Origin of the sequence: Kitasatospora sp. NPDC096128 (genome assembly GCF_040303105.1) — a bacterium.
Taxonomy (GTDB): Bacteria; Actinomycetota; Actinomycetes; order Streptomycetales; family Streptomycetaceae; genus Kitasatospora.
In genome coordinates this window covers 1-22,339 of sequence record NZ_JBEOSP010000041.1, presented here as the reverse complement: position 1 = coordinate 22,339, position 22,339 = coordinate 1, and the positions used below count along the sequence as shown (strand labels likewise).

Here is a 22,339-nt window from a genome sequence, read left to right as displayed (position 1 = left end):
GTCGGAGTCGGCCGCGGAGCGGGGCCGCGGGCTTGATGGTGAGAGCTGCACACCCCTATTGTGACTTTGTGCCGCTTCGAAACAAAATCCGTTCCCACCGCCACGCCGACCCGTCCTCCCACCAGTCTCGCAGCACACCCCCGGCCGCGGACAGACCCTGGAGCCCCGCACGGCTCGCACTCACCGCCTTCTTCGCCGTCGACGGCTTCCTGTTCGCCGCCTGGGTCGTCCGCATCCCGGACGTCCGCAGCCAGGTCAGCGCCACCCACAGCGCCCTCGGCCTGGCCCTGCTCTGCCTGTCCGTCGGCGCCGTCCTGACCATGCCGCTTGTCGGCCGGCTCTGCCTGCGCTACGGCTCGCGACCGGTCACGGTCGGCTCGCTCGCCCTGCTCAGCCTGGCCGTCCCGCTGCCCGCGCACGCCCACTCGGTACTCTCGCTCGGCGGCGTACTGCTGCTGTTCGGCGCCGGGTACGGCGGCGCCAACGTCGCCATGAACAGCGCCGCCGTCGACCTCGTCGCCCAGCTGCGCCGGCCCGTCATGCCCAGCTTCCACGCCGGGTACAGCCTGGGCGGGCTGCTCGGCGCGGGCTTCGGCGGGCTGCTCGCCGACCGGCTGACCACCGCGTGGGCGCTCGCGCTCGGCGGACTGCTGGGGCTCGCCGTCACCGTCGGCTCGGGCGTCGTCCTGCTGCGCAGCCCGGCGGCACCGATGGTCGCGCCGGAGCGCTCCGGCGGCTCGACCGGCGCTGCTGAGGCCGCCACCGACTCGACCGCCGCCGGCCCGACCGCCGCCGCGACGACCGGGGCGCCCGTCCGACTGCTGGTGCTGCTGCTCGGCCTCACCGCGCTGTGCACGGCGTACGGCGAGGGCGCGATCGCCGACTGGACCACCCTCCACCTCACCGACGACGTCCACGCGAGCGCGGGAACGGCCGCCGCCGGGTACGCCGCGTACGCCTTCGCCATGACCAGCGGGCGGGTGGGCGGCACCTGGCTGTCCATCCGGCTGGGCCAGAACCGGCTGATGCTGCTCGGCGGGCTCACCGCGGCGGCCGGCATGCTGCTCGCCGCCCTGGCCCCGTCGGTGCCGGCGGCCATCGGCGGGTTCGTCCTGGTCGGCCTCGGGCTGGCGAACCTGTTCCCGCTCGCCATCGCGCGCGCCGGTGCGACGGGCGGGCCGCAGGGCGTCGCGCTCGCCTCGACGCTCGGGTACGGCGGGATGCTGATCGGGCCGGTGGTGATCGGCTTCCTCGCCGACGCGGTCGGGCTGCCGCTGGCGCTGACCACCGTCGCGGTCGCGGCCACCGCGGCGGCCCTGCTGCCGCTGACGGTCGGACGGCGCTGACGGGCGGACGGCGCTGACGGGCGGACGGCGCTGACGGGCGGGCGACGCCGACCGGCCCGCGGGCCTGACGGGTCGGCGGGCCGGTGACGGCGGCGCTCCGGAAGTGGCAGGATGCGGCCCCATGACCACCACCGGAGGCATCCAGGTACTGCGGGCGAGCGAGCGCCCGGCCACCCCGTGGCTCAACGGGGGCGGGGTGACCAGGGAGGTCGCCGGGTTCCCCGCCGGGGCCGGGCTGAACGCCTTCGACTGGCGGGTGAGCCTCGCCGATGTCGCCTCGGCCGGCCCGTTCTCGCCGTTCCCCGGGATCGACCGGGTGATCACCCTGGTCGAGGGCGCGGGCATGGCGCTCACCGTGGACGGCGTCGAGCAGCTGGTCGACGCCCCGTTCCGCCCCTTCGCCTTCTCCGGCGACGCCGGGACGGACTGCCGGCTGCTCGGCGGTCCGGTGGTGGACTTCAACGTGATGACCCGCCGCGGCCGGGTCACGGCCGTCGTGGAGCTCCTGACCGGGCCCGGCACCGTCCCGGTCCCGTCGGCCGCGACCGTCCTGCTGGTCTGCCTGGCCGGGTCGGCCACCGTCGACCGCGGCACCGAACTGACCTGCTACGACGCCGCGTTGATCGACGCGCCCGGCGCCCACGAGCTGCGGCCCGAGGGCGTCACCGCCGCGATCACCTTCCGTCCCGCCGCCCGTACCGCCGCCAGTACCGCCGCCCGCTGAGCGACGCCCGCCCGTGCCCCCGGTTCCGACGGGGGCACGGGCGGGCGCGGCACCGGTGCGGTCAGCCGCAGAACACCGGCGTGGCGTGCGCCGGGTCCAGGGCGTCGGTCACCAGGTGCAGCGCCGTCGGCGAGAACGCGATGGCGACGTGCTCGGCGAGCGTGACCGGGCAGTGGTCCTGCAGCACCTCGTTGTCGACGGCGGGCCCGTTCAGGAACTGGGTCCGCCACGGGGTGACGACCTCGTCGTACACGGTGGAGATCACCGTGTAGTGCACCCCCGGCACGGTGTCCGGCCGGGAGGCCATGGCGGCGTTGAAGTCGGAGCCCACCGCCTGGTCGCGGCAGGCCTGGCAGAGGGTGTAGATCAGGTCCGCCGCCCCGGGGAAGTACGGCGCCAGCTTGGTGATCCCGTCGAGGGTCGTGCCGTGGTTGGACGGCGCCAGGCCGATCAGCTTGTCCACCTTCGAGGCCCCGCCGAGGAACTTCAGGTAGTAGTTCGGCAGCATACCGCCCTGCGAGTGCCCGACGATGTCGACCTTCGCCGCACCGGTCGCGGACCTCACCAGGTCGACGAAGCGGGCGAGTTGCGCCGCCGACGCGGGCACCGGCCCGAGGCCGCCGATCGGCAGCAGCAGACCGCTGCCGGTGGAGGTGACCCCCGGGACGGTGCCGTAGTCGAGCGCGAAGACGCAGTACCCGAGGCCCTTGAGCAGCGGGGAGAGCGCCAGCCAGTTCTCGTAGCGGTTGGCGAAGGTGCCGTGCACCAGCACCACCGGGTCGGGGTGCGCGGCGGACGGCCGGCAGCTCCAGTCGTTGGCGCCGGGCGGCGAGGCCACCGAGTCGCCGTCGGGCGGGAGTTCGGCCGCGGTGGCGGCCGGGGCAACGGCCGGGGCGACGGCCGGGCCCGCCGCTGCGGGGGCCGCGGCGGCGCCGGCCAGCAGCGCGCCCGCCAGGACGGTCGCGCCGAGGGCTCCGCCGAGCCGACGGCGCAAGGGACTTGCGGAGAAGCGGAGAAGTGGGGTTCTCAACTGTTGCCTCCACGGCCGAAGTTTGTTACCAACAGGTAACTCGAGTGGCTCAATGATGCGGTCGCCCCTCCGGCCCGGCCCTTGGGCGTCCCCCAGACCTGGACGGTGTTTCCCTGTGACCGGTCACAACGCACCTCACTGCACCCCCACCGGCCGCCCCGCCGACATCCCCGCGCGCCTGCCCGCCGACGCCCTCGCGCACCGGGCCGCCGACACCCCCGCGGAGACCGCCGGGCCCCGCTCGCCGTGGCACGTCCCGGTGATCGGCGGCCTCCCGGCCGACCAACGACTCCTCGGCGGCGTCCGCGAGTTGGCCGCCACCGTGGTCGCCGCCCTGCTGGAGCGGGTGCCGGTCTACCACCGCCTCCCCCGTGAGCAGCTCACCGGCGAACTCACCCGGGACACCGAGCGCCGCATCCGCGGCCTCGCCCACGCCGTCCGCACCGGACTCCCCGCCCCCGCAGAGGAGTTCACCGCCGTACGGGAGGCCGCCGCGCGCCGCGCCGAGGAGGGCCTGCCGCTGGACGCCGTCCTGCTCGCCCACCACCTCGGTCTGGAGGTCTGCTGGGAGTTCGTCACCCGGGACGCCCACGCCGGGGACGCCGCCGACCTGCTGGTACTCAACCGCCTGCTGCTCGACCAGCTCCGCCGGGCCACCACCGCCGCCGGCACCGGCTACCTGGACGGGCAGCGCTCGGCCGGCGACCGGAGCTCCACCGCCCGGCAGTCCCTGCTCACCGCGCTGCTCGCCGGCACCCCCGCCGAGGAGGCCGCCGCCCGGGCCGGCACCGAACTGCCGCCCGGTTACGCCGTGCTGTGCCTGTCCCTCGCCGACCACCCGGACGAGCACTCCCCCGGCATCGACCCGGTCGTCGCCGCCCGCCGCAAACTGCGCCGCTTCGGCGCCGAGCTCGACCACAGAACACGGCGGTCGGCGCTCTCCGCGCTCACCTCCTCGGGCGGCCTGCTGCTCGTCCCGCTGCCGGCCCCGCCGGACCGGGCCGGCGAGCCGACCGACCGGACCGACCGCACCGACCGCGACGCCGACGAGACGGCCTGGCCGCTGCTCGCCGCCACCCTCGCCGCCGCCGCCCGCGCCGCGGGCGTGCCCGTCCTGGCCGGGGCGGCCGCCGCGGTGCCCGCCGAGGTGCCGGACGCCGCCGCCCTCGCCTACGAAGTCCTGGACGTCGCCCGGGCGTTCGGCCGCCCGCCCGGGCTGCACCGGCTGGACGACGTGCTGCTGGAGTACCAGCTCACCCGGCCCAGCCGGGCCCGTGCCCGGCTCGCCGCACTGCTCGAACCGCTCACCGACGGCGGGGAGTTGCTCACCACCCTGCGCACCCACCTGGCCGGCGGCCTCAACCGCCGGCACACCGCGAGCGCCCTGCACCTGCACCCGAACACCGTCGACTACCGGCTGCGCCGGATCGCCGTGCTGACCGGCCTGGACCCGGCGAGCCCGGCCGACATCCTGCGGATCACCGCCGCCATCGCCGCGCGGACCGCCGAACAGCCGGACCCCGCACGCCGGTTGTGAAGGCGAATGCCCGCACCACCGAAGACTCGGTGGTGCGGGCGTCGGTGACGAGTGGCGCTCAGCAGTTCAGGTTGCTGTGGGTGATCACCCAGGAGTTCAGTGTGGACCAGGTCTGCGGCCCGACGACGCCGTCCTGCCCGATGCCGGCACAACGCTGGAACGTCCAGACGGCCGAGTCGGTTGCCGGGCCCCACATGCCGTCCACGTCCAGGTTCGGGCTCCCGGAGGAGTACGGGACGTGGTTGAGCTCGCACTGGAGCTGCCTGACGGCGTCGCTGGTGGGCGAGGCGGAACTGAGCGTGGGCTGGGAGTTGGTGTAGCCGCAGTACTGCGAGGCCTGCGCCGAGGCGGTGGGCGCGGTCGCGAGGCCGGCCGCGAGCACGAGTCCGGCGGTGACGAGCCCGCCGACGAGACGGTTGCGCATAGGAGTCCCCCGTTCGATGGATCGATCGTTCGAAGTCATGGCAATCTTCGAACGAACGGCACGCTAGCCGACCGATCGTCAGGAAACAGGAGCATTCAGCTAAAAGATCAACAAAACGATGGCCCCGGAGCTCCGTCACGGAACGCCGTTCACGCCGTCACGGACCGCCGCGACCGCCGTGAGCGCCGGGACGGAACGGCCGTCAGTCCCGCTCCCCCGGCAGCCGCAGGTCCCACCCGACCAGGGCCCGCAACTGCTCCGCCGTCACCCCGTCCGGCACCGGGCTGGGCGGTTCGTGGCGCAGCGGCGGCTGCCAGCCCTCCTCCTCGGTCCACCGCCGGACCACCTTGGCCGGGGCTCCGGCGACCACGCTGTGGTCGGGCACCTCGCCGCGCACCACCGCACCCGCCGCGACCACCACGTTGCGGCCGATCCGGGCCCCCGGCATGATCACCGCGCCGGTGCCGATCCAGCTGCCCGCGCCGATCTCCACCGGCTCGTTGCGCGGCCACTGCTTGCCGATCGGCAGCTCGGTGTCCCGGTACTCGTGCGCCTGGTCGCTGACGTACACCCCCGGGCCGGTCCAGACGTCGTCGCCGATCACGATCGACTGGTGGCCGACGATGTGGCTGTCCCGGCCGATCACGCAGCCGCCGCCGATCCGCACGATCGGCTCCGGCCCGAGGTCGAGACCGGGCAGGAAGCCCGCGCTGATGGTGACCCGCTCACCGATGATCGAGAAGGGCCCGATGGTGATCCACTGCTCGTTGAACACCGCCCCGAGCGGGAACGCGAGGGTGGTGCCGTCGCCCAGCTCGCCGAACCGGTACGGGCCCGGGTTCCGGTTGCTGACCGCACCGGTCCGCTGCATCCAGCGCCAGCCCCGGTGGACGAGGCGTCCGGCGGCCCGGCGGCCACCGGCCCGGACTGCGGAGAGGAGGGAACGGGTTATCGGCATGCGCTCACGTTACCGGCCCGTAGCGTCCACCCGGCGGCCGGGAGGCCGACATCACACCGGCCCCGCCGCCCCCTCGCGCACCACCCCGGGCCGTCCCCACCGAGACCTTTCCGCACCCCGGCCGGACCGGCCCCCGCGGCCGTCCGAAATTCCGCCACCGATGTCGGACGACAGTGGAAGACTCCGTCCCATGGAGATCACCGAGCACATCGACGCAGTGCGCCGCGAGGGCGTCCTGCTGGCCGACGCCGCCGCCCGCGCCGACCTCACCGCCCCCGTCCCGACCTGCCCGGACTGGCAGTTGGGCGACCTGCTGCGCCACATCGGCACGGTCCACCGCTGGGCTGCCGCCTACCCGTCGAAGGGTCTGCGGGCGCCGTTGGACGAGCCGGGCCGACAGGCCGTCGTCGGCCCGGACCCCTCGGACGCCGCCCTGATCGACTGGTACCGCGAGGGCCACGCCGCGCTGGTGACGGCCCTGTCCGAGGCCCCGGCCGACGTCGAGTGCTGGGGCTTCCTGCCCGCGCCGAGCCCGCTGGCCTTCTGGGCCCGGCGCCAGGCGCACGAGACCGCCGTCCACCGCTTCGACGCCGACGCGGCGGCCGGTTCGCCGGGCCCGACCGTGGACGGCGCGCTCGCCCTGGACGGCATCGACGAGCTGCTGCGCGGATTCATGCTCCGCGGCCGGCCGAAGGTGCACAGCGACCAGCCGCGCACCATCCGGATCCGGCCGACCGACGGCCCGGGCTCCTGGTACCTGGCGCTCTCCCAGGAGCCGCTCACCGTCACCACGGAGGAGCGCCCCGAGCCCGCCGACCTGACCGTCACCGGCCCGGCGGCCGAGCTCTACCCGCTGCTCTGGAACCGGCTGACCGTCGAACGGGCCGGGCAGGTCGAGCTCAGCGGCGACCTGGACCTGTTCGACCACTGGCGGACCACCGCGGCGATCTGACCGCGGCCCCGTGCCGGTCGGTCCGCCCGCAAGGCCGGCCCGCCCGTCAGCCGGGCCGACCGACCGTACGGCGGGCCGGTGGCCGGGCGGCTCAGCGCACCCAGGCAGCCGGCCGCTTCTCCAGGAACGACCGCATCCCCTCCTGCGCCTCCGCCGATCCGAACAGCCGCGCCGACAGCTGCACCAGCTCGTCCGCGTCCCGCTGGAAGGACCGCGCCACCTCGGCGTTGGCCAGCCGCTTCGACTCCGCCAGCCCCTGCGGCGAGCCCTGGCGCAGCGCGTCCAGCAGGCCCTTCAGCACCACACCGGTGTCCTCGCTGGACTCGGCCGCCTGGGTGATCAGACCGATCCGGGCCGCCTCGGCCGCGTCGAAGACCTCGCCGGTGAGGTAGTAGCGGGCGGCGGCACGCGGCTCCAGCTTGGGGCGCAGCGGCAGCGAGATGACGGCGGGCGCCAGGCCGAGCCGGACCTCGGTGAAGGCGAAGGTCGCGGCCGGTCCGGCGACGGCGAGGTCCGCCGCGCCGATCAGGCCCAGGCCGCCGGCCCGGGCGTGCCCGTCGACCACGGCGATCACCGGCTTGGTGCAGTCCACGATCGCCTTCTGCAGCTCGACCAGGCCGCGCGGGCCCACCGTCGGGTCCGCACCGGTCGCCTCGGAGAGGTCCGCGCCCGCGCAGAACACCTTGCCGGTGTGGGTGAGCACCACCGCGCGGACGTCCCGGTTCGCCGCGGCCAGCGCCAGTCCGGCGTGCAGCTCGGACATCAGGCGTGAGGAGAGCGCGTTGCGGTTGTGCGGCGAGTCGAGGGTGAGCGTGGTGACGGCGTCCGCGGTGCTGACGCGGACGAGGGGCTCTGCGCTGGTCATCGGCGTGGGCCTGCCTTCCGGCTGAGGGTGGGTCGGACTGCGGGCGCGGCCCGGGGTGCCCGGACCGCGCCCGCACGACTCTGGCACGCCCACCCGCCCCTCGGCCAGAGCCGGCCGCCGTCCAGCGGCCCCGGCCGCCCGCCGTCCACCGGCGCCCACCGCCCGGCGGCCGGACCGAAAACCGCTGGTGGCGGTGCTCGCCCACCCGGCAGCATGGGCGCCATGACCACCGACCCCCCGGTCCTGCTGCTCGCCCCGCGGATCAACGAGACCGGCCTCCAACTGCGCACCGCCGCCGGGCTGCGCGGCCTGCGCGCGTACACCGCCGCCTCCTGGCAGGCCCCGGGCGACCTGCTCGGCGCCGCGGTGCACGTGTACGGCGGGCCGCTGTTCGCCGACGCGGTCGGCCGCGAGCTCGGCCTCGCCCTGCTGGAGCCGGCCGAGGACTGGTTGGCCCGGCTGCCGCTCGCGCTGACCGGTCGGCGGGTGTCCGCGACCACGCTGGCCGGGGCCCGGACACTGCGCGGCCCGGCCTTCGTGAAGCCGCCCGCGGACAAGCTGTTCGCCGCCCGGGTCTACCCCGACGGCGGCGCACTGCCCGGGCCCGAGCTGCTGGACGGTGACACCCCGGTGCTGGTGAGCGAGGTGGTGCGGTTCCGCGCGGAGTACCGGCTGTTCGTCCTGGACGGCGCGGTGCGGACGGGCTCACGCTACTCGGTGGACGGCGACCTCTCCGTCGCACCGCTCGGTCCGGACGGCGCCGAGGTGCTCGCCTTCGCCCGCGACGTGCTGGCCGCCTCGGCCGCGCAGGCCCCACTGCCGAGCGCGGTGGTGGTGGACGTCGGGCGGACGGACGGCGGCTGGGCGGTGGTCGAGGCCAACGCGGCCTGGGCCAGCGGCGGTTACGCCGCCGAGCCGGACGATGTCCTGGACGTGGTGCTGCGCTCCGCCGGTCCCGCCGCCCAACTGGCCGCGGCCGACCGGCCGTTCCTGCGCGAACTGCCCGAAGTCGTGCGCTGAGGGGCGGGTTGGCAGGGGGTGACGGGGGCCACCGCTTGCGGTCAGGGCGCACGGTGGCGCACGATCGGGCACCATGACCACCACGCACCTCACCCACATCACCGAGCCGCCCGGCGTCGCCCCCGGGACGGGATACACCCACGTCGTCACCGGTACCGGCCGGCTGGTCCAGGTCTCCGGGCAGGTCGCCTTCGACGAGCAGCGGAACCTGGTCGGCGCGGGTGACCCGAAGGCCCAGGCGCGCCAGGTCTTCGAGAACCTGCGCCGCTGCCTGGCCGCCGCCGGCGCCGACTTCTCGGACGTCGTCAAGTTCACCTTCTTCATGACCGACATCGCCCACCTCGCGGCGATCCGGGAGGCCCGCGACGAGTACCTGGGCGACCTGCCGCTCCCGGCCGCCTCCGCGATGCAGGTCGCGGCCCTGTTCCGGCCCGACGTGCTGATCGAGATCGAGGCGATGGCGATCGTCGAGGAGTAGCGGAGCAGCGACGCCGGGCGCCACCCGGAGCCACCCCTCCCGCCGTCCGGCCCACCGGGCGGCGGGCCCTCGCCGAGCACCGCTGGGCGCCGAGCACCGCTGGTCGCCGAGTACCCCCAGGGCTCCACCAACTCCCCACTGGTACAGACCTGTTGACGCATTGGTCCAGTCCTCCTACAGTGCCCATGCCCCGCCTCCCCACGACGCGGGCACCGATCGCCCACGGAGCACCCCCGGTTCTACGTCACCCTGTCCAACCCCCACAGCCACAGGGAGAACCATGCCCGCTCGATCCCGGGCGGGACGCCCACGCCTGCGCGGCAGACTGCTCGCGCTGCTGTCCGTCCTGCTCCTCCCGCTCGCCGCCCTGACCGCGCTCGCCGCCCCCGCGAGCGCCGCCGGCAGGCTCACCGCCACCTTCACCACCGCCGACAACGGCTCCTGGTGGCAGGGCACGTACATCGTCCACAACGACAACGCCACCGCCGTCACCGGCTGGACCCTGGACTTCGACCTCCCGCCCGGCGTCACCATCGGCAACAGCAGCAACGGCACCGCGACCGTCAACGGCCGGCATGTCACCGCCACCGCCGCGTACTACAACGCGACCGTCAACGCCCACAGCACCACCGAGCCGTACAGCTTCTGGTTCGTCGGCACCGGCCCGGTCTCCACCCCGCTCAACTGCCGCATCAACGGCGACAAGTGCGACGGCTCCGCGGACGTCCCGCCGTCCGCGCCGGGTATCCCCACCGTCACCGGGTCGACCGCGCACACGCTCGCCCTGAGCTGGCCGGCCGCCACCGCAGGGGACTTCCCGGTCGCCTCCTACGACGTGCTCAGCGGCACCGCCGTGCTCGCCTCCAGCCCCACCGCCGGCGTCCTGGTCACCGGACTCACCCCGGCCACCACGTACACCCTGACCGTCCGCGCCAAGGACAGCCGCGGCAACACCGGCCCGCCCAGCGCGCCCGTCACGGCCGCCACCTTCGACCCGTCGACGGACACCGTCCCGCCGACCGCGCCGACCGGCCTCCGTGCCACGGCGGTCGGTTCCTCGGACCTGACGCTCGCCTGGGACGCCGCCACCGACAACGTCCGGGTCGCCGGGTACGACGTCTACCGGGGGGCCACGCTGGTGACGACGGTCGACGGCGGCACGCTGACCGCGGCCGTCGGCGGCCTGTCGCCGTCCACCGCCTACACCTTCACGGTGGTCGCCCGCGACCCCGCCGACAACACCTCGCCCGCCTCCGCCCCGCTCAAGGTGACCACCGCGGACATCGTCGGCGCCGGCAAGTACGCCCGGGTCGGCTACTTCGTCCAGTGGGGCATCTACGGCCGCCAGTACTTCGTCAAGAACCTCGACACCTCGGGCAGCGCCGCCAAGCTCGACATCGTCAACTACGCCTTCGAGAACATCGATCCGGTCAACCTGACCTGCCTCGCGGGCGTCACCAAGGGCACCACCGCCAACCCGGAGGACCCGGACCAGGGCACCGGCGCCGGGGACGCCGACGCCGACTACGCCCGCCCGATGAGCGCCGACCAGTCGGTGGACGGCGTGGCCGACGACGGCTGGGGCAAACTCCGCGGCAACTTCAACCAGTTGAAGAAGCTCAAGGCCAAGTACCCGAACCTGAAGGTGGTCGTCTCGCTCGGCGGCTGGACCTACTCCAAGTACTTCTCCGACGTCGCCGCCACCGACGCGTCCCGGCAGAAGTTCGTCAAGTCCTGCGTCGACACCTGGATCAGGGGCAACCTGCCCGCCTACAACGGCGCCGGCGGTGACGGCACGGCGGCCGGGATCTTCGACGGCATCGACCTCGACTGGGAGTGGCCCGGCTCCGGCGACGGCCACCCGGGCAACCACTGGAGCGCGAACGACAAGGCGAACCTGACCCTGCTGGCGGCCGAATTCCGCAAGCAGCTCGACGCGTCGGGCGGCCCGCACAAGCTGCTCACCGCCTTCACCCCGGCCGATCCGGCGAAGGTCGCGGCCGGCTGGGACCTCACCAAGGTCTTCGACTCGCTCGACATCGCCAACGTCCAGGGCTACGACTTCCACGGCTCGGGCAGCGACAACTCCTGGGAGCCCAACCGCACCGGCCAGGCGTCCAACCTCTACCCGGACCCGAACGACCCCTACACCTTCCACTTCAGCGTGGACACCGCCGTCCAGACCTACCTCGGAGCCGGGGTCAACCCGCGCAAGCTGACCATCGGCTTCCCGTTCTACGGGCGCGGCTGGCAGGGCGTGGCGGACGGCGGCGCCAACGGCGCCTGGCAGTCCGCGAACGGCGCGGCACCCGGCCAGTTCGCCGAGGAGGCCGGCACCCGCGGGTACCAGAACCTGATCACCGGCGTGCCCGGCCTGACCGTCTACCACGACCCCAAGTCCGTTGCCACGTACGGCTACACCGGCGCGAACGGCCAGTGGTGGACCTTCGACGACAGCTGGTCGATCGCCCGGAAAGCGGCCTACCTCAAGTCCAAGAACCTGCTCGGCGGCATGATCTGGGAGATGTCCGGCGACACCCCGTCCGGCACCCTCATGTCGGCCCTCGACACCGGGCTCAAGTAGCCTCCGCCGGACAGCGAACCGGGCCGGAGGACCTACCGCGAGGCCATCGCCATCAGCTTGCGCGCCGCCGGGTTCTGCCGCAGCAACTGCGCGAAGGTGGTGTGCCCCTGGGTGGTCCGGGCGAACGCCCGCCACGCCGCCGGCACCGAGGTGACCGCCACGTGGAACAGGTACGGCCGCCGTTCGAAGGCGCCGAGCAGCTGCTTGCCCGCGCGCATCTCCACGCCCAGCCCGGCCTTGATCGCGAACGCGTAGTTCAGCGCCTCGCGCCGCACCGAGGCCGCGTCGCCCGCCTCCGCGACCCGCACCGCCCACTCGCCGGCCAGCCGGCCGGAGCGCAGCGCGTACGAGATGCCCTCGCGGGTCCACGGCTCCAGCAGTCCGGCCGCGTCGCCGGCCACCAGGACCCGGCCGCGGGAGAGCGGCGAGTCCTCGGCCCGGCAGCGGGTCAGGTGCCCGGACTCGATCCGCGGGGTGAAGCCGGACAGGCCCAGGCGCCGGATGTAGTCGGCCAGGTACTGCTTGGTCCGCTCGCCGTCGCCGCGCGCCGAGATGACGCCCACGGTCAGGCTGCTGGTCTCGGTCTTCGGGAACACCCAGCCGTAACTGCCGGGCAGCGGGCCCCAGTCGAGGTGGATCCGGCCCGACCAGTCGGCGGCGACCTGCGGCGGCACCGGGATCTCGGCCTCCAGGCCGAGGTCGATCTGGTCGAAGGTGACGCCCACGTGCCGGGCGATCCGGCTGGCGCTGCCGTCCGCGCCGACCACCGCGCGGGCCTCGAAGGTGCGCCCCTCGGCGGCCGTCACAAGGGCCGTCCGGTGCTCGCCGCCGCGCTGCTCGACCCCGGTGACGGTCACTCCGGTGACCAGCACCGCCCCGGCCTGCTTGGCCGCCTGGACCAGCCGCAGGTCGAACTCGTCCCGGTTGACCAGCCCGAACAGCATCCGCTTGGAGCGGCGGGTCCTGGTGTACTGCCCGTCGTAGGCGAAGGTGACGGCCGACACCCGGTCCTGCAGCGGCAGTTCGAAGTTCGGCGGCAGGCTGTCCCGGGAGGGGCCGATGATGCCGCCGCCGCAGGTCTTGTAGCGGGGGTGCTCGGCCTTGTCGAGCAGCAGCACCCGGCGGCCCTGCACGGCGGCGGCGTAGGCGGCCGAGGCCCCGGCCGGTCCGGCGCCGACCACCACGACGTCCCAGACGCCGTCGGGCGGCTGCGGCGCCTCGTCGAGCGCCTTGTCGAGCGGGCCGTCCGACGGGCCGTCCGACGGGCCGTCCAGCGAGCCGTCCAGCGAGCCGTCCAGCGGGCTGTCCAGCGGGCTACGGGAATCAGGGCTTCCGGAGTCAGTCACGTCGACCAATCCTATGCGTCCGCCCGGCCTCCCGGACGCCGCACCACCCGCCGACCGGGAAGCTCCCCGATGCCCTCCGAACGGCTCCGCCTATGATCGGCGGTACCCCAACCGCCACCTCCGCCCGCACCACCCCCCGGGCGGACCAGTCCCCTTCGGAGCCCCGATGTCACAGCCCCTGGCCGACGCCGTCCGGTCCCTGATGGACCGTGCCCGCACCGACCTCGCCGAGCTGGTCGCCTTCCCGTCGGTCGCCGACCCGCGGCAGTTCCCGGTCGAGGAGTGCCAGAAGGCCGCGCACTGGGTCGCCGAGGCCTTCGCCGCCGAGGGCCTGACCGGCATCCGGCTGCTGGACACCCCGGACGGCACCCAGTCCGTCTACGGCGAGCTGCCCGGCCCCGAGGGCGCCCCGACCGTCCTGCTCTACTCGCACTACGACGTCCAGCCCCCGCTCGACGAGAGCGGCTGGCACAGCCCCGCCTTCGAGCTGACCGAGCGCGACGGCCGCTGGTACGGGCGCGGCGCCGCCGACTGCAAGGGCAACATCCTGATGCACCTGACCGCCCTGCGGGCACTGCGCCAGGTGTACGGGGACGGCTACCCGGTCGGCCTGAAGATCATCGTGGAGGGCTCGGAGGAGCAGGGCACCGGCGGCCTGGAGCGCTACGCCGAGGCCCACCCCGAGCTGCTGGCCGCCGACGCCATCGTGATCGGCGACACCGGCAACTTCGCCCCCGGCCTGCCGACCGTGACCGCCTCGCTGCGCGGCATGACGGTGGTCGAGGCCTCGATCTCCACCCTGGCCGGCAACCTGCACTCCGGCGCCTTCGGCGGCGCCGCCCCCGACGCGCTGCAGTCGCTGATCAAGGTGCTCGCCTCGCTGCACGACGAGAACGGCGACGTCGCGGTCGCCGGGCTGGCGGCCGACCAGACCTGGGAGGGCGTGCAGTACGCGGAGGAGCAGTTCCGCGCCGACGCCAAGGTGCTCGACGGCGTCGCCCTGACCGGCACCGGCAGCGTCTCCGACCGCCTGTGGGCCCGCCCGTCCGTCACCGTCCTGGGCATCGACGCCCCGCCGGTGATCGGCGCCACGTCCTCCGTGCAGTCCGCCGCCAAGGCGCTGATCAGCCTGCGCGTCCCGCCGGGCATGGAGACCGAGGCCGCCCAGGACGCCCTGGTGGCGCACCTGGAGGCGCAGGTTCCGCTCGGCGCCCGGCTGACCGTCCAGCGCCAGGGCAACGGCGCGCCGTTCCGCGCCGACACCGACGGCCCGGCCTACGAGGCGATGGCCGAGGCGATGGCCGAGGCCTTCGGCACCGCGATGGTCGCGGCCGGCGAGGGCGGCTCGATCCCGCTCTGCAACACCCTGCGCTCGCTCTACCCGCAGGCCGAGATCGTGCTGATCGGCGTCGAGGACCCGACCACCCAGATCCATGCCGTCAACGAGAGCGTGGACCCGCAGGAGCTGGAGCGGATGGCCCTCACCGAGGCCCTGTTCCTTCGCCGCTACGCGGAACTGCGCACCGTCTGACGGGAGTTCGCACCGGTCCCGGGCCGCCCGCCGCGCCGACGGCGGGCGGCCGCGACCACCGCCGCGTAGCCGACCGCGCCCACCGCGAGCCCGGCACCGGCCCCGAAGCACACCTCCGGGACGAGGTTGCGCCGCAGCGGGCTGAGCCGGTGCAGCACCCCGGCCGCGGTGGCCGCGGCCAGCACCGCGGTGGCCGTCCGCCTGGTCCGCGGCGCGAGCCGCACGGCCGGCCGCACCGGTTCGACGGCCCGCACCGCGCGCGCCGCCCAGCCGCCCATCGCGGCCAGCGCGAGCGCCGAACTCCCGTACTGCAACGCCTCGTAGACCGGGACGCCGGCCACCGTCCGGTCCAGTACGGGCAGCAGCCGCACCCCCAGTCGGCCGCCGTGGGTGAACGCGTCCCAGCCGACGTGAGTGAACGCGCCGACCGCCGCCGAGGCCAGGAACCAGGCCGCGTCCGCACCCCGGACGCCGGCGCAGCCGGCCCCCGCGCCCCCGGTCCGGCGGGCCGTCAGCGCCTCGGCGCCGCCCGCCCACCGCTCGGGCAGCAACCCCACCAGCGGCGCCCGCAGCAGCCCGTGCCACCCCGCCACCAGCGCGCCGGCGATCGCCACGTCCAGCGTCGGCACCGCCCACCAGGCGTGGGTCAGCCCGCCGTGCCGGTACGCCCCGGGCAGCAGCGACTCGGCGAAGAACGGCACGTCGGGCGCCATCGACCCGGCCACCAGCGCCGAGGCCACCAACGGCCCGCGCCGACCGGCGGCACGCAACAGGGGCAGGACGGCGGCGGGATGGCTCAGCGTGAACGGCATGCCCTCATCCTGACGCCCGCACCGCCCACCCCACCAACCGGGGGCCGGGCCCGCAGCGCCCCTACGCGGCGTCCGCCGTACTGGCCAGGCGGCCGAGCGCCACCCGGCAGCCCGCCTCCAGGTACCGCAGCTCCCCGCTGCGCCGGGCCTCCAGCGCGGCGGCCAGCCGCCGGTAACGGCTCGGCGGCAGCAGGTCGGCCGACTCGTCGAGGGTGACGAACCGGCAGCCGCGCAGTTCCTCCTGCTGCAGCAGCAGGTTCCGCCGGCCCGTGTCGTCCAGCAGCCCGCCGTCGTACATCAGCCGCAGGCCGCCGCGGCGCGGGCCGGTGCGCGGCTCCCAGTCGACGGCGAGCAGCCGCAGCACCGAGGGGTCGAGGCGCAGCCCGAGCTCCTCGGCGGTCTCCCGCAGGGCGGCGTCGGTGGGGGCCTCGCCGCGTTCGACCACGCCGCCGGGGAAGTCCCAGTCGGGCTTGTAGACCGGGTCGACCAGCAGCACCCGGTCCTGCTCGTCGAAGAACAGCACGGCCGAGGCCACGGTGTCGCCGGTCGGGTCGGGGGTCTGGACGATCGGGCAGCGCGCGTCGCCGACCCGGACGAGTTCGGCGATCCGGTGCGCGGTCTCGCGCGGGGTGAGCCCGCTGGTGTCGAGCATCCGGGCGTCGCCGACCAGCCAGCGGCGGGCGGCCCGGTAGCGGGGCAGGTGCTCGTAGCACCAGGTGCGGACCCGCTCGCTGCGCTCCGGATCGCCCGGGCATTCGTCGCGGTGCGCGATGCGCTCCCGCAGGATCGTTTCTTCTGGGTCCAGCACGAAGTGGTGCACCGCGATCCCGTGGGTGGCGAGATCACCGAAGATCTCGTCCCGGTAGTCCTCTCTGAGCAGGGTCATCGGCACCACCAATGGTCCGCTGACCTCCCCGAGCAGCGCGGCGGCCGTCTCGGGCACCAGCCGACGCCAGGCCGCGAGGTCCTGGAAGTCGGACACCGTGGCCAGCCGGTCGGCCGGAAGCATCCGGCGCAACCCGAAGCCGACCAGCTCGGGATCGAAGAGCACGCTCCCGGGCAGCAGTTCCACCAGCTCGCGGCAGGCGCTCGTCTTGCCCGCCCCGAATGTGCCATTGACCCAGACGATCACAACGTCCCCTGCCCTCGACTTGCCCCGATGCCGTTCGCACCGGGCAGCGCCCCCGTCGGCCGAACCAGCGCCACCCGTGGTGGTACCCGCGCCACGCCGCTCCCCAAAACTGCTCGTCGCGCCCGCCCGCGCGCCCCGGCCCGCCCCTTGACAGCGGCATGTGCCCAGGCCACGGGCCCGGTACGGATATATGCGGACCGGCCGCCATCAAAGCCGCACCCTGCCACCACACCGTTCGCACAGGAAGTCGGACCGGCCGACTTCCGGCGCGCGCCCCGACCGTACGCCGCTCGCGCCGCCCCTGCGCCCTCCCGCTCCCCTCCGGCCGAGGTTCCCGCACCGCCGCCGCGCCCACCGGGACAACCGGCCCCGCGCGGACAACGAGCCCCGCGCACCACTTGCGCGGCCCGCACCCCGCCGCGTACAGAGGAACGATGAAGCTGCACCCCGCCGGCCGGGTCATCGTCATCGGCTCGGTCAACACCGACCGGATCCTCCGCTGCCCCGTGCTCCCCGCGCCCGGCGAGACCGTCCTGGCCACCGACGCCACCCGGGGGTTCGGCGGCAAGGGCGCCAACCAGGCGGTGGCGGCGGCCCGGATGGGGGCCGCCACCCACCTGGTCGCCAAGGTGGGGCGCGACGCCGAGGGCGAGGCGGCGCTCGACGACCTGCGCGGCGCGCAGGTCGAGACGGGCGCCGTCCGCATCCACCCCGACGCGCCCACCGGCCAGGCGATCGTCATGGTCGACCCGGCCGGCGAGAACAGCATCGTGGTGGTCCCCGGCGCCAACGCCCGGCTGACCCCCGACGAGGTCACCGCCGCCCTGGCCCGGCTCCACCTGCTCCCGGTCGACGTCCTCCTCACCAGCAACGAGGTCCCGGCCGAGTGCGTCCGCGCCGCCGCCGCGGCCCTGCCCGCCGCGGGAGCACGCGGCGGCACCCGCTGGCTGCACAACACCGCCCCGGCCGGGGCCCTGCCCGAGCCCGGCCCCACCGGCCGCCGCCCCCTGGTGGTCGCCAACGCCGTCGAGGCGCGCCAGCTCACCGGCGCCGCGGACGCCGTCGGGGCGGCCCACGCCCTCGCCCGGCAGGGCGAGGGGGCGGTGGTGACCCTCGGCGGCGAGGGCGCCCTGGTCGTCACCGGCGGAGTACTCACCCGGCTGCCCGCGCCCGCCGTCCGGGTGGTCGACACCACCGGCGCCGGCGACGTCTTCTGCGGCGCGCTCGCCGCCGGCCTGGCCCGCCTCGCCGAGCTGCCCGACGCGGCCGCCACCGCCGTCGCCGCCGGGGCCTTCGCCGTCACCGCGCTCGGCGCCCGCGGCGCGCTCCCCCGCCCGACCGACCTCTGACCGCCCGTCCGGACACCGGCACGCGGGTGCGGGTGTGCGGGGCGTCCGGCCGACCGGCCGGACGCCCCGCACCCGTGCGCTACGGCCGTCCCATGAACGCCGGGTAGTACCCGCGGCTGATCCCCGAGATCCGGATCAGCGTGCCGGGCCGCGCGGCCTCCACGTACTGGTTGTTCCCCAGGTAGATCGCCACGTGCTGGATGCCCCGGGCGGTGCCGTCGGGCGACCAGAACAGCAGGTCACCGCGGCGCAGCTGGCTCGCCCTGATCGGCGTGGTCGCCGCGTACTGGTCGTTGGCGACCCGCGGCAGGTCGATGCCGCCGCGCCGGAAGGCCTGCTGCACCAGGCCCGAGCAGTCGTACCCGTCCGGCCCGTTGCCGGCGGTCCGGAACGGCTTGCCCAGCTGGGCGAGCGCGTACTCCACCGCGGTCTCGACGTCCTGGTCCTCCGCCACCTCGTGGGAGGAGCCCGAGGAGCCGGCGGAGGACCCGGAACCGCCGGTCCGCTGCAGGTAGATGTCGTAGTGGGAGGTCCAGCGCCACTCCCCCTTGCTGTTCTTGAACCAGTACCGCGAGCCGTCCCAGCCCTGCTTGATCCCGCCGTTCGAACCCTTCGAGGAGGAGCCCGACTTCGACGAGGACTTCGACGAGGACTTCGACGAGGACTTCGCGCCGCCGGTCCGCGCCTCGTACACGCTGTAGTGGGTGGTCCAGCGCCACTGCCCCTGGCTGTTCTTGAACCAGTACCGCGAGCCGTCCCAGCCGGCGTGCGCCGGGGCCTTCTCGGCCGCGGCGGGGGTCACGCCGGTGCCGAGGCCGATGGCCCCCGCGCCGACCGCGATCACGGCCGCCATGCCTATCCCCCGGCGGATCCGCGCGGCCCGCGAGGGACGGGCGGTGTCGGCGGGGCGGGCGGCGGTGGCGGGGGCGTGCTGCCCGGTCGGTTCGTCGGCGGCATCCGGTGCGCCGGTGTTGACGGTGGTCATCCCTGCTGACTTCCTTCACTGCTGCGAACGCACTGCGGCGTACGGCCGCCGGAAGGGCGGCTGCGGAAACTGCTGCGGACACGCGGTACGCCCCGGCAGGGCCGGTCCGTACCCTCGGCAGACCCCCGTCCGACCTGCCACGGCCTCCGGCTGTGCGACCGGGGGCCGCGGCGTGCCGGACGGGGGTTCAGTTCTGCCTGCGTGTCACGTTAGGCACGCGTCCGCTCACGGCGCGCAGTGGAGTGCGCCAAAGGGAGGTTTCCCGGGCGGCGGCCCCCGACGGCGCATCAGGGTGAGGACCCGTCACCGGCCGGGCGTGTCCGACGCCCCCTCATCAACGCCCGTCGGCCTCCGCCAGCAGCTGCTTCTTCAGCACCTTTCCCAGGGCGTTCCTGGGTAGTTCGGGCACCAGCACGACCCGGCGCGGGCGCTTGTGCGCCGAGAGCCGCTCCGCCACGAAGGCCGTCAGCTGTTCCCCCGTCACGGCGCCGTCCGGGATGACGTACGCGACGATCGCCTGTCCGAGGTCCTCGTCCGGCGCGCCGACCACGGCCGCGTCGGCGACCGCCGGGTGGTCGCGCAGCGCGGCCTCCACCTCGCCGGCGCCGATCCGGTAGCCGCCGCTCTTGATCAGGTCCACCGAGGCGCGGCCGACGATCCGGTGGAAGCCGTCCGCCCCGATCACCGCCACGTCCCCGGTGCGGAACCAGCCGTCCGCCGTCCAGGCCTCGGCGTCCGCGTCCGGCCGGTTGAGGTAACCGCTGAACAGCGTGGGGCCGCTGACCTGCAGTTCGCCGACGCTCTCGCCGTCGTACGGCACCGGCTCGCCGTCCTCGCCGACCAGCCGGGTGCGCACCCCGTCCACCGGCAGCCCGACGCTGCCGGGGCGCCGCTCGCCGTCCGCCCGGGTGCTGACGGTGATCAGCGACTCGGTCATCCCGTAGCGCTCGATCGGGGCGTGCCCGGTGAGCGCCGCCAGCTTCTCGAAGACCGGTACGGGCAGCGGCGCGCTGCCGGAGACCAGCAGCCGGGCCGTGGCGAGCCGCCCGGCCGCCTCCGGGTCCGCCGCCAGCCGGGACCAGACGGTGGGCACGCCGAAGTACAGGCTGCCGCCCGCCTCCGCGTACCCCGCCGGGGTCGGCCGTCCGGTGTGCACCAGCCGGCTGCCGGTGCGCAGGGCGCCGAGCACGCCGAGCAGCAGCCCGTGCACGTGGAACAGCGGCAGCCCGTGGACGAGGGTGTCCTCGGCGGTCCATTGCCAGGCGGCGGCGAGGGCGTCCAGGTCGGCGGCGATCGCGGCCCGCCGGATCACCGCGCCCTTGGGGGCGCCGGTGGTGCCCGAGGTGTAGAGCACGAAACCGGTCGCGTCGGGGGCCGGCTCCGGGTAGCCGGTCGCCGAGCGCTCGGCGAGGTCGACCGGCAGGGCCTCCACCGGCCCCGCGTCGGGCACCGGCTCCCCCACGGCGTGCGCCAGCAGGACCGCGCCCGAGTCGCGCAGGATGTGCTCCCGCTCCTTGGGGCCCGAGTCGGGCGGCAGCGGCACCACCGGGACGCCCGCCAGCAGTCCGCCGACCACGGCGGCGACCGTCTCCACCGTGGGCCGGGCGAGCACCGCGAGCGCGGGAGCCCCGGCCACCCGGTCGGCCACCGCGGTCGCCGCGCCCAGCAGCCCCTCCCGGGACAGCGCCCGGCCGTCGATCCGCAGCGCGTCCGCAGCGTCGCCGTGGTCGCCCTGAAGTGCCGTCAGCAGTGCCATGCTTCGGTCCTCGCCCTCGTCCTCGCCCTGATCGCCCCGGGGCTCCCGCCCCCTGGCACCGTCGGGCCGACTCTACGGGCCGGTGCGGCGCTCCCCGCCGCCCGGGGCACAACGGCGGAGGGCGCGGCACCGAGCACCCGGTACCACGCCCTCCGGTCCATGGGACCCGTTCCGCGGATCAGCCCTTGCGGGTCTTCACCTCGGCGGTGAGCTGCGGCAGCACCTGGAAGAGGTCGCCGACCACGCCGTAGTCGACCAGCTCGAAGATCGGGGCCTCGGGGTCCTTGTTGACGGCCACGATGGTCTTCGAGGTCTGCATGCCGGCCCGGTGCTGGATGGCCCCGGAGATGCCCGCCGCGATGTAGAGCTGCGGCGAGACCTGCTTGCCGGTCTGGCCGACCTGGTTGCTGTGCGGGTACCAGCCGGCGTCGACGGCGGCGCGCGAGGCACCGACGGCCGCGCCCAGCGCGTCCGCGAGGTCCTCGACCACGCCGAAGCCCTCGGCGGCACCGACGCCGCGGCCGCCGGAGACCACGATGGCGGCCTCGGTCAGCTCGGGGCGGCCGGTGGAGACGCGCGGGGTGCGCGAGGTGACCTTGGCCGCGTTGCCGGTGAACTCCACCGACACGTTCTCGACCGCGCCGGCCGCCGGAGCGGCCTCCGGGGCGACGGCGTTCGGCTTGACGGTGATGACCGGCGCGCCCTTGGTGACCGTGGACTTCACCTGGAAGGACGCGGCGAACACCGACTGGGTGGCGACCGGAGCGCCGTCGCCGGCCTCCAGGTCGATCGCGTCGGTGATGATGCCGGAGCCGAGGCGCAGCGCGACGCGGGCGGCGATCTCCTTGCCTTCGCCGGAGGACGTCACCAGGACGGCGGCCACGTTGTTGGCCTTGGCGATCTGGGTCAGGGCGTCCACCTTCGGGACGACCAGCTGGTCGGTGAACTCGGTGCCGTCCGCGATGTACACCTTGGCGGCGCCGAACTCGGCGGTCTTGGCGGCGATGTCGGCGGCGGCGGTGCCCGCGCCCAGCACGACCGCGGACGGCTCGCCGATGCGGCGGGCCAGGGTCAGCAGTTCCAGGGCCGGCTTGCGGAGCGCGCCGTCGGCGTGGTCCACCAGGACGAGAATCTCAGCCATTGCTCTATGTCTCCGTGTTTCGCTGGGTCGGGGGCGGGGCTAGATGAACTTCTGGTCGGCGAGGAAGGCGGCGAGCTGCTTGCCGCCCTCGCCCTCGTCCTTGACGACCGTGCCCGCGGTGCGCGCCGGGCGCGCCGCCACCGAGTCGACCGCCGTCCACGATCCCGCCAGGCCGACCTCGTCCGCCTCGATGCCCAGGTCGTCCAGGTCCAGCGACTGGACCGGCTTCTTCTTCGCCGCCATGATCCCCTTGAACGAGGGGTAGCGCGCCTCGCCGGACTGGTCGGTCACCGACACCACCGCCGGCAGCGCCGCCTCGACCAGCTCGGTCGCCGCGTCACCGTCCCGACGGCCCTTCACCACGCCGCC

The 22,339-nt window shown here is 74.9% G+C and carries 20 protein-coding genes; 9 read left to right on the top strand and 11 right to left on the bottom strand.

Annotated features, from left to right (window positions below; genetic code table 11):
• Positions 1-68: 68 nt before the first annotated feature.
• Together ABTY61_RS33350 and ABTY61_RS33345 are read left to right on the top strand one after the other, a co-directional pair.
• Positions 69-1,346 carry an MFS transporter gene (locus ABTY61_RS33350; protein ID WP_350508886.1) on the top strand — a complete coding sequence of 426 codons (1,278 nt, stop codon included), beginning with the start codon at positions 69-71 and terminating at the stop codon, positions 1,344-1,346.
• 121 nt (positions 1,347-1,467) lie between these two features.
• Positions 1,468-2,070 carry a HutD/Ves family protein gene (locus ABTY61_RS33345; protein WP_350508885.1) on the top strand — a complete coding sequence of 201 codons (603 nt, stop codon included), beginning with the start codon at positions 1,468-1,470 and terminating at the stop codon, positions 2,068-2,070.
• A 61-nt stretch (positions 2,071-2,131) separates the two neighbouring features.
• Here ABTY61_RS33345 and ABTY61_RS33340 read toward each other — a convergent pair whose 3' ends face one another.
• Positions 2,132-3,013: an esterase/lipase family protein gene (locus ABTY61_RS33340; RefSeq protein WP_502895470.1), complete on the bottom strand. Its 882-nt coding sequence runs from the start codon at positions 3,011-3,013 to the stop codon at positions 2,132-2,134.
• A gap of 202 nt (positions 3,014-3,215) precedes the next feature.
• Here ABTY61_RS33340 and ABTY61_RS33335 point away from each other — a divergent pair, with 202 nt between their 5' ends.
• Positions 3,216-4,637, top strand: a complete 1,422-nt coding sequence (locus ABTY61_RS33335) for a PucR family transcriptional regulator (protein ID WP_350508884.1) — start codon at positions 3,216-3,218, stop codon at positions 4,635-4,637.
• Between the two features lie 58 nt (positions 4,638-4,695).
• Here ABTY61_RS33335 and ABTY61_RS33330 read toward each other — a convergent pair whose 3' ends face one another.
• On the bottom strand, positions 4,696-5,061 hold the full coding sequence (locus tag ABTY61_RS33330; protein WP_350508883.1) for a peptidoglycan-binding domain-containing protein: 366 nt from the start codon (positions 5,059-5,061) through the stop codon (positions 4,696-4,698).
• Between the two features lie 202 nt (positions 5,062-5,263).
• Entirely contained in the window at positions 5,264-6,019 is a 756-nt protein-coding gene (locus ABTY61_RS33325; RefSeq protein ID WP_350508882.1) for an acyltransferase, read from the bottom strand.
• Positions 6,020-6,209: 190 nt separating this feature from the next.
• Here ABTY61_RS33325 and ABTY61_RS33320 point away from each other — a divergent pair, with 190 nt between their 5' ends.
• Positions 6,210-6,971 (top strand): maleylpyruvate isomerase family mycothiol-dependent enzyme, encoded by a 762-nt coding sequence (locus ABTY61_RS33320; RefSeq protein WP_350508881.1) that lies wholly within the window; start codon positions 6,210-6,212, stop codon positions 6,969-6,971.
• A gap of 91 nt (positions 6,972-7,062) precedes the next feature.
• Here ABTY61_RS33320 and ABTY61_RS33315 read toward each other — a convergent pair whose 3' ends face one another.
• Positions 7,063-7,836, bottom strand: a complete 774-nt coding sequence (locus tag ABTY61_RS33315; RefSeq protein ID WP_350508880.1) for an enoyl-CoA hydratase family protein — start codon at positions 7,834-7,836, stop codon at positions 7,063-7,065.
• A gap of 222 nt (positions 7,837-8,058) precedes the next feature.
• Between ABTY61_RS33315 and ABTY61_RS33310 the strand changes: the two genes are divergently transcribed.
• The 3 genes from ABTY61_RS33310 (at position 8,059) to ABTY61_RS33300 (ending at position 11,918) form a co-directional block, all read left to right on the top strand.
• The gene (locus ABTY61_RS33310; protein ID WP_350508879.1) at positions 8,059-8,856 is read left to right on the top strand and encodes an ATP-grasp domain-containing protein; all 798 of its coding nucleotides are present in this window, start codon (positions 8,059-8,061) and stop codon (positions 8,854-8,856) included.
• A 73-nt stretch (positions 8,857-8,929) separates the two neighbouring features.
• Complete coding sequence (locus ABTY61_RS33305) at positions 8,930-9,334, top strand: RidA family protein (RefSeq protein ID WP_350508878.1); 405 nt, start codon at positions 8,930-8,932, stop codon at positions 9,332-9,334.
• Between the two features lie 280 nt (positions 9,335-9,614).
• Positions 9,615-11,918: a glycosyl hydrolase family 18 protein gene (locus tag ABTY61_RS33300; protein WP_350508877.1), complete on the top strand. Its 2,304-nt coding sequence runs from the start codon at positions 9,615-9,617 to the stop codon at positions 11,916-11,918.
• A gap of 32 nt (positions 11,919-11,950) precedes the next feature.
• On the opposite strand, the gene ABTY61_RS33295 is transcribed toward ABTY61_RS33300, so the two are convergent.
• Positions 11,951-13,273, bottom strand: a complete 1,323-nt coding sequence (locus ABTY61_RS33295; RefSeq protein ID WP_502895468.1) for a geranylgeranyl reductase family protein — start codon at positions 13,271-13,273, stop codon at positions 11,951-11,953.
• Between the two features lie 157 nt (positions 13,274-13,430).
• Between ABTY61_RS33295 and ABTY61_RS33290 the strand changes: the two genes are divergently transcribed.
• Positions 13,431-14,795, top strand: a complete 1,365-nt coding sequence (locus ABTY61_RS33290; protein ID WP_350508876.1) for a dipeptidase — start codon at positions 13,431-13,433, stop codon at positions 14,793-14,795.
• Here ABTY61_RS33290 and ABTY61_RS33285 read toward each other — a convergent pair.
• Both ABTY61_RS33285 and ABTY61_RS33280 read right to left on the bottom strand, forming a co-directional pair.
• Positions 14,771-15,607, bottom strand: a complete 837-nt coding sequence (locus tag ABTY61_RS33285) for a DUF4184 family protein (protein WP_350508875.1) — start codon at positions 15,605-15,607, stop codon at positions 14,771-14,773. The genes ABTY61_RS33290 and ABTY61_RS33285 overlap by 25 nt on opposite strands.
• 61 nt (positions 15,608-15,668) lie before the next feature.
• Positions 15,669-16,739, bottom strand: a complete 1,071-nt coding sequence (locus ABTY61_RS33280; RefSeq protein ID WP_350508874.1) for an NUDIX domain-containing protein — start codon at positions 16,737-16,739, stop codon at positions 15,669-15,671.
• A gap of 434 nt (positions 16,740-17,173) precedes the next feature.
• Between ABTY61_RS33280 and ABTY61_RS33275 the strand changes: the two genes are divergently transcribed.
• The gene (locus ABTY61_RS33275; RefSeq protein WP_350508873.1) at positions 17,174-18,088 is read left to right on the top strand and encodes a PfkB family carbohydrate kinase; all 915 of its coding nucleotides are present in this window, start codon (positions 17,174-17,176) and stop codon (positions 18,086-18,088) included.
• Positions 18,089-18,167: 79 nt separating this feature from the next.
• Here the strand turns inward: ABTY61_RS33275 and ABTY61_RS33270 are convergent, their stop codons facing one another.
• The 4 genes from ABTY61_RS33270 to ABTY61_RS33255 all read right to left on the bottom strand — a co-directional run.
• Positions 18,168-19,073: a C40 family peptidase gene (locus tag ABTY61_RS33270; protein ID WP_350508872.1), complete on the bottom strand. Its 906-nt coding sequence runs from the start codon at positions 19,071-19,073 to the stop codon at positions 18,168-18,170.
• Positions 19,074-19,407: 334 nt separating this feature from the next.
• Positions 19,408-20,829: an acyl-CoA synthetase gene (locus ABTY61_RS33265; protein ID WP_350508871.1), complete on the bottom strand. Its 1,422-nt coding sequence runs from the start codon at positions 20,827-20,829 to the stop codon at positions 19,408-19,410.
• Between the two features lie 178 nt (positions 20,830-21,007).
• Complete coding sequence (locus ABTY61_RS33260; RefSeq protein ID WP_350508870.1) at positions 21,008-21,970, bottom strand: electron transfer flavoprotein subunit alpha/FixB family protein; 963 nt, start codon at positions 21,968-21,970, stop codon at positions 21,008-21,010.
• A gap of 39 nt (positions 21,971-22,009) precedes the next feature.
• On the bottom strand, positions 22,010-22,339 hold a 330-nt coding region (locus ABTY61_RS33255), incomplete at its 5' end, for an electron transfer flavoprotein subunit beta/FixA family protein (protein ID WP_502895467.1).

Excerpts from the sequence above, each read along its gene's own strand:
- ABTY61_RS33345 (WP_350508885.1), top strand. The coding sequence starts at position 1,468 with ATGACCACCACCGGAGGCATCCAGGTACTGCGGGCGAGCGAGCGCCCG.
- ABTY61_RS33310 (WP_350508879.1), top strand. The coding sequence starts at position 8,059 with ATGACCACCGACCCCCCGGTCCTGCTGCTCGCCCCGCGGATCAACGAG.
- ABTY61_RS33315 (WP_350508880.1), bottom strand. The coding sequence starts at position 7,836 with ATGACCAGCGCAGAGCCCCTCGTCCGCGTCAGCACCGCGGACGCCGTC.
- ABTY61_RS33290 (WP_350508876.1), top strand. The coding sequence starts at position 13,431 with ATGTCACAGCCCCTGGCCGACGCCGTCCGGTCCCTGATGGACCGTGCC.
- ABTY61_RS33330 (WP_350508883.1), bottom strand. The coding sequence starts at position 5,061 with ATGCGCAACCGTCTCGTCGGCGGGCTCGTCACCGCCGGACTCGTGCTC.
- ABTY61_RS33300 (WP_350508877.1), top strand. The coding sequence starts at position 9,615 with ATGCCCGCTCGATCCCGGGCGGGACGCCCACGCCTGCGCGGCAGACTG.
- ABTY61_RS33325 (WP_350508882.1), bottom strand. The coding sequence starts at position 6,019 with ATGCCGATAACCCGTTCCCTCCTCTCCGCAGTCCGGGCCGGTGGCCGC.
- ABTY61_RS33270 (WP_350508872.1), bottom strand. The coding sequence starts at position 19,073 with ATGACCACCGTCAACACCGGCGCACCGGATGCCGCCGACGAACCGACC.
- ABTY61_RS33275 (WP_350508873.1), top strand. The coding sequence starts at position 17,174 with ATGAAGCTGCACCCCGCCGGCCGGGTCATCGTCATCGGCTCGGTCAAC.
- ABTY61_RS33265 (WP_350508871.1), bottom strand. The coding sequence starts at position 20,829 with ATGGCACTGCTGACGGCACTTCAGGGCGACCACGGCGACGCTGCGGAC.
- ABTY61_RS33285 (WP_350508875.1), bottom strand. The coding sequence starts at position 15,607 with ATGCCGTTCACGCTGAGCCATCCCGCCGCCGTCCTGCCCCTGTTGCGT.
- ABTY61_RS33320 (WP_350508881.1), top strand. The coding sequence starts at position 6,210 with ATGGAGATCACCGAGCACATCGACGCAGTGCGCCGCGAGGGCGTCCTG.
- ABTY61_RS33260 (WP_350508870.1), bottom strand. The coding sequence starts at position 21,970 with ATGGCTGAGATTCTCGTCCTGGTGGACCACGCCGACGGCGCGCTCCGC.
- ABTY61_RS33305 (WP_350508878.1), top strand. The coding sequence starts at position 8,930 with ATGACCACCACGCACCTCACCCACATCACCGAGCCGCCCGGCGTCGCC.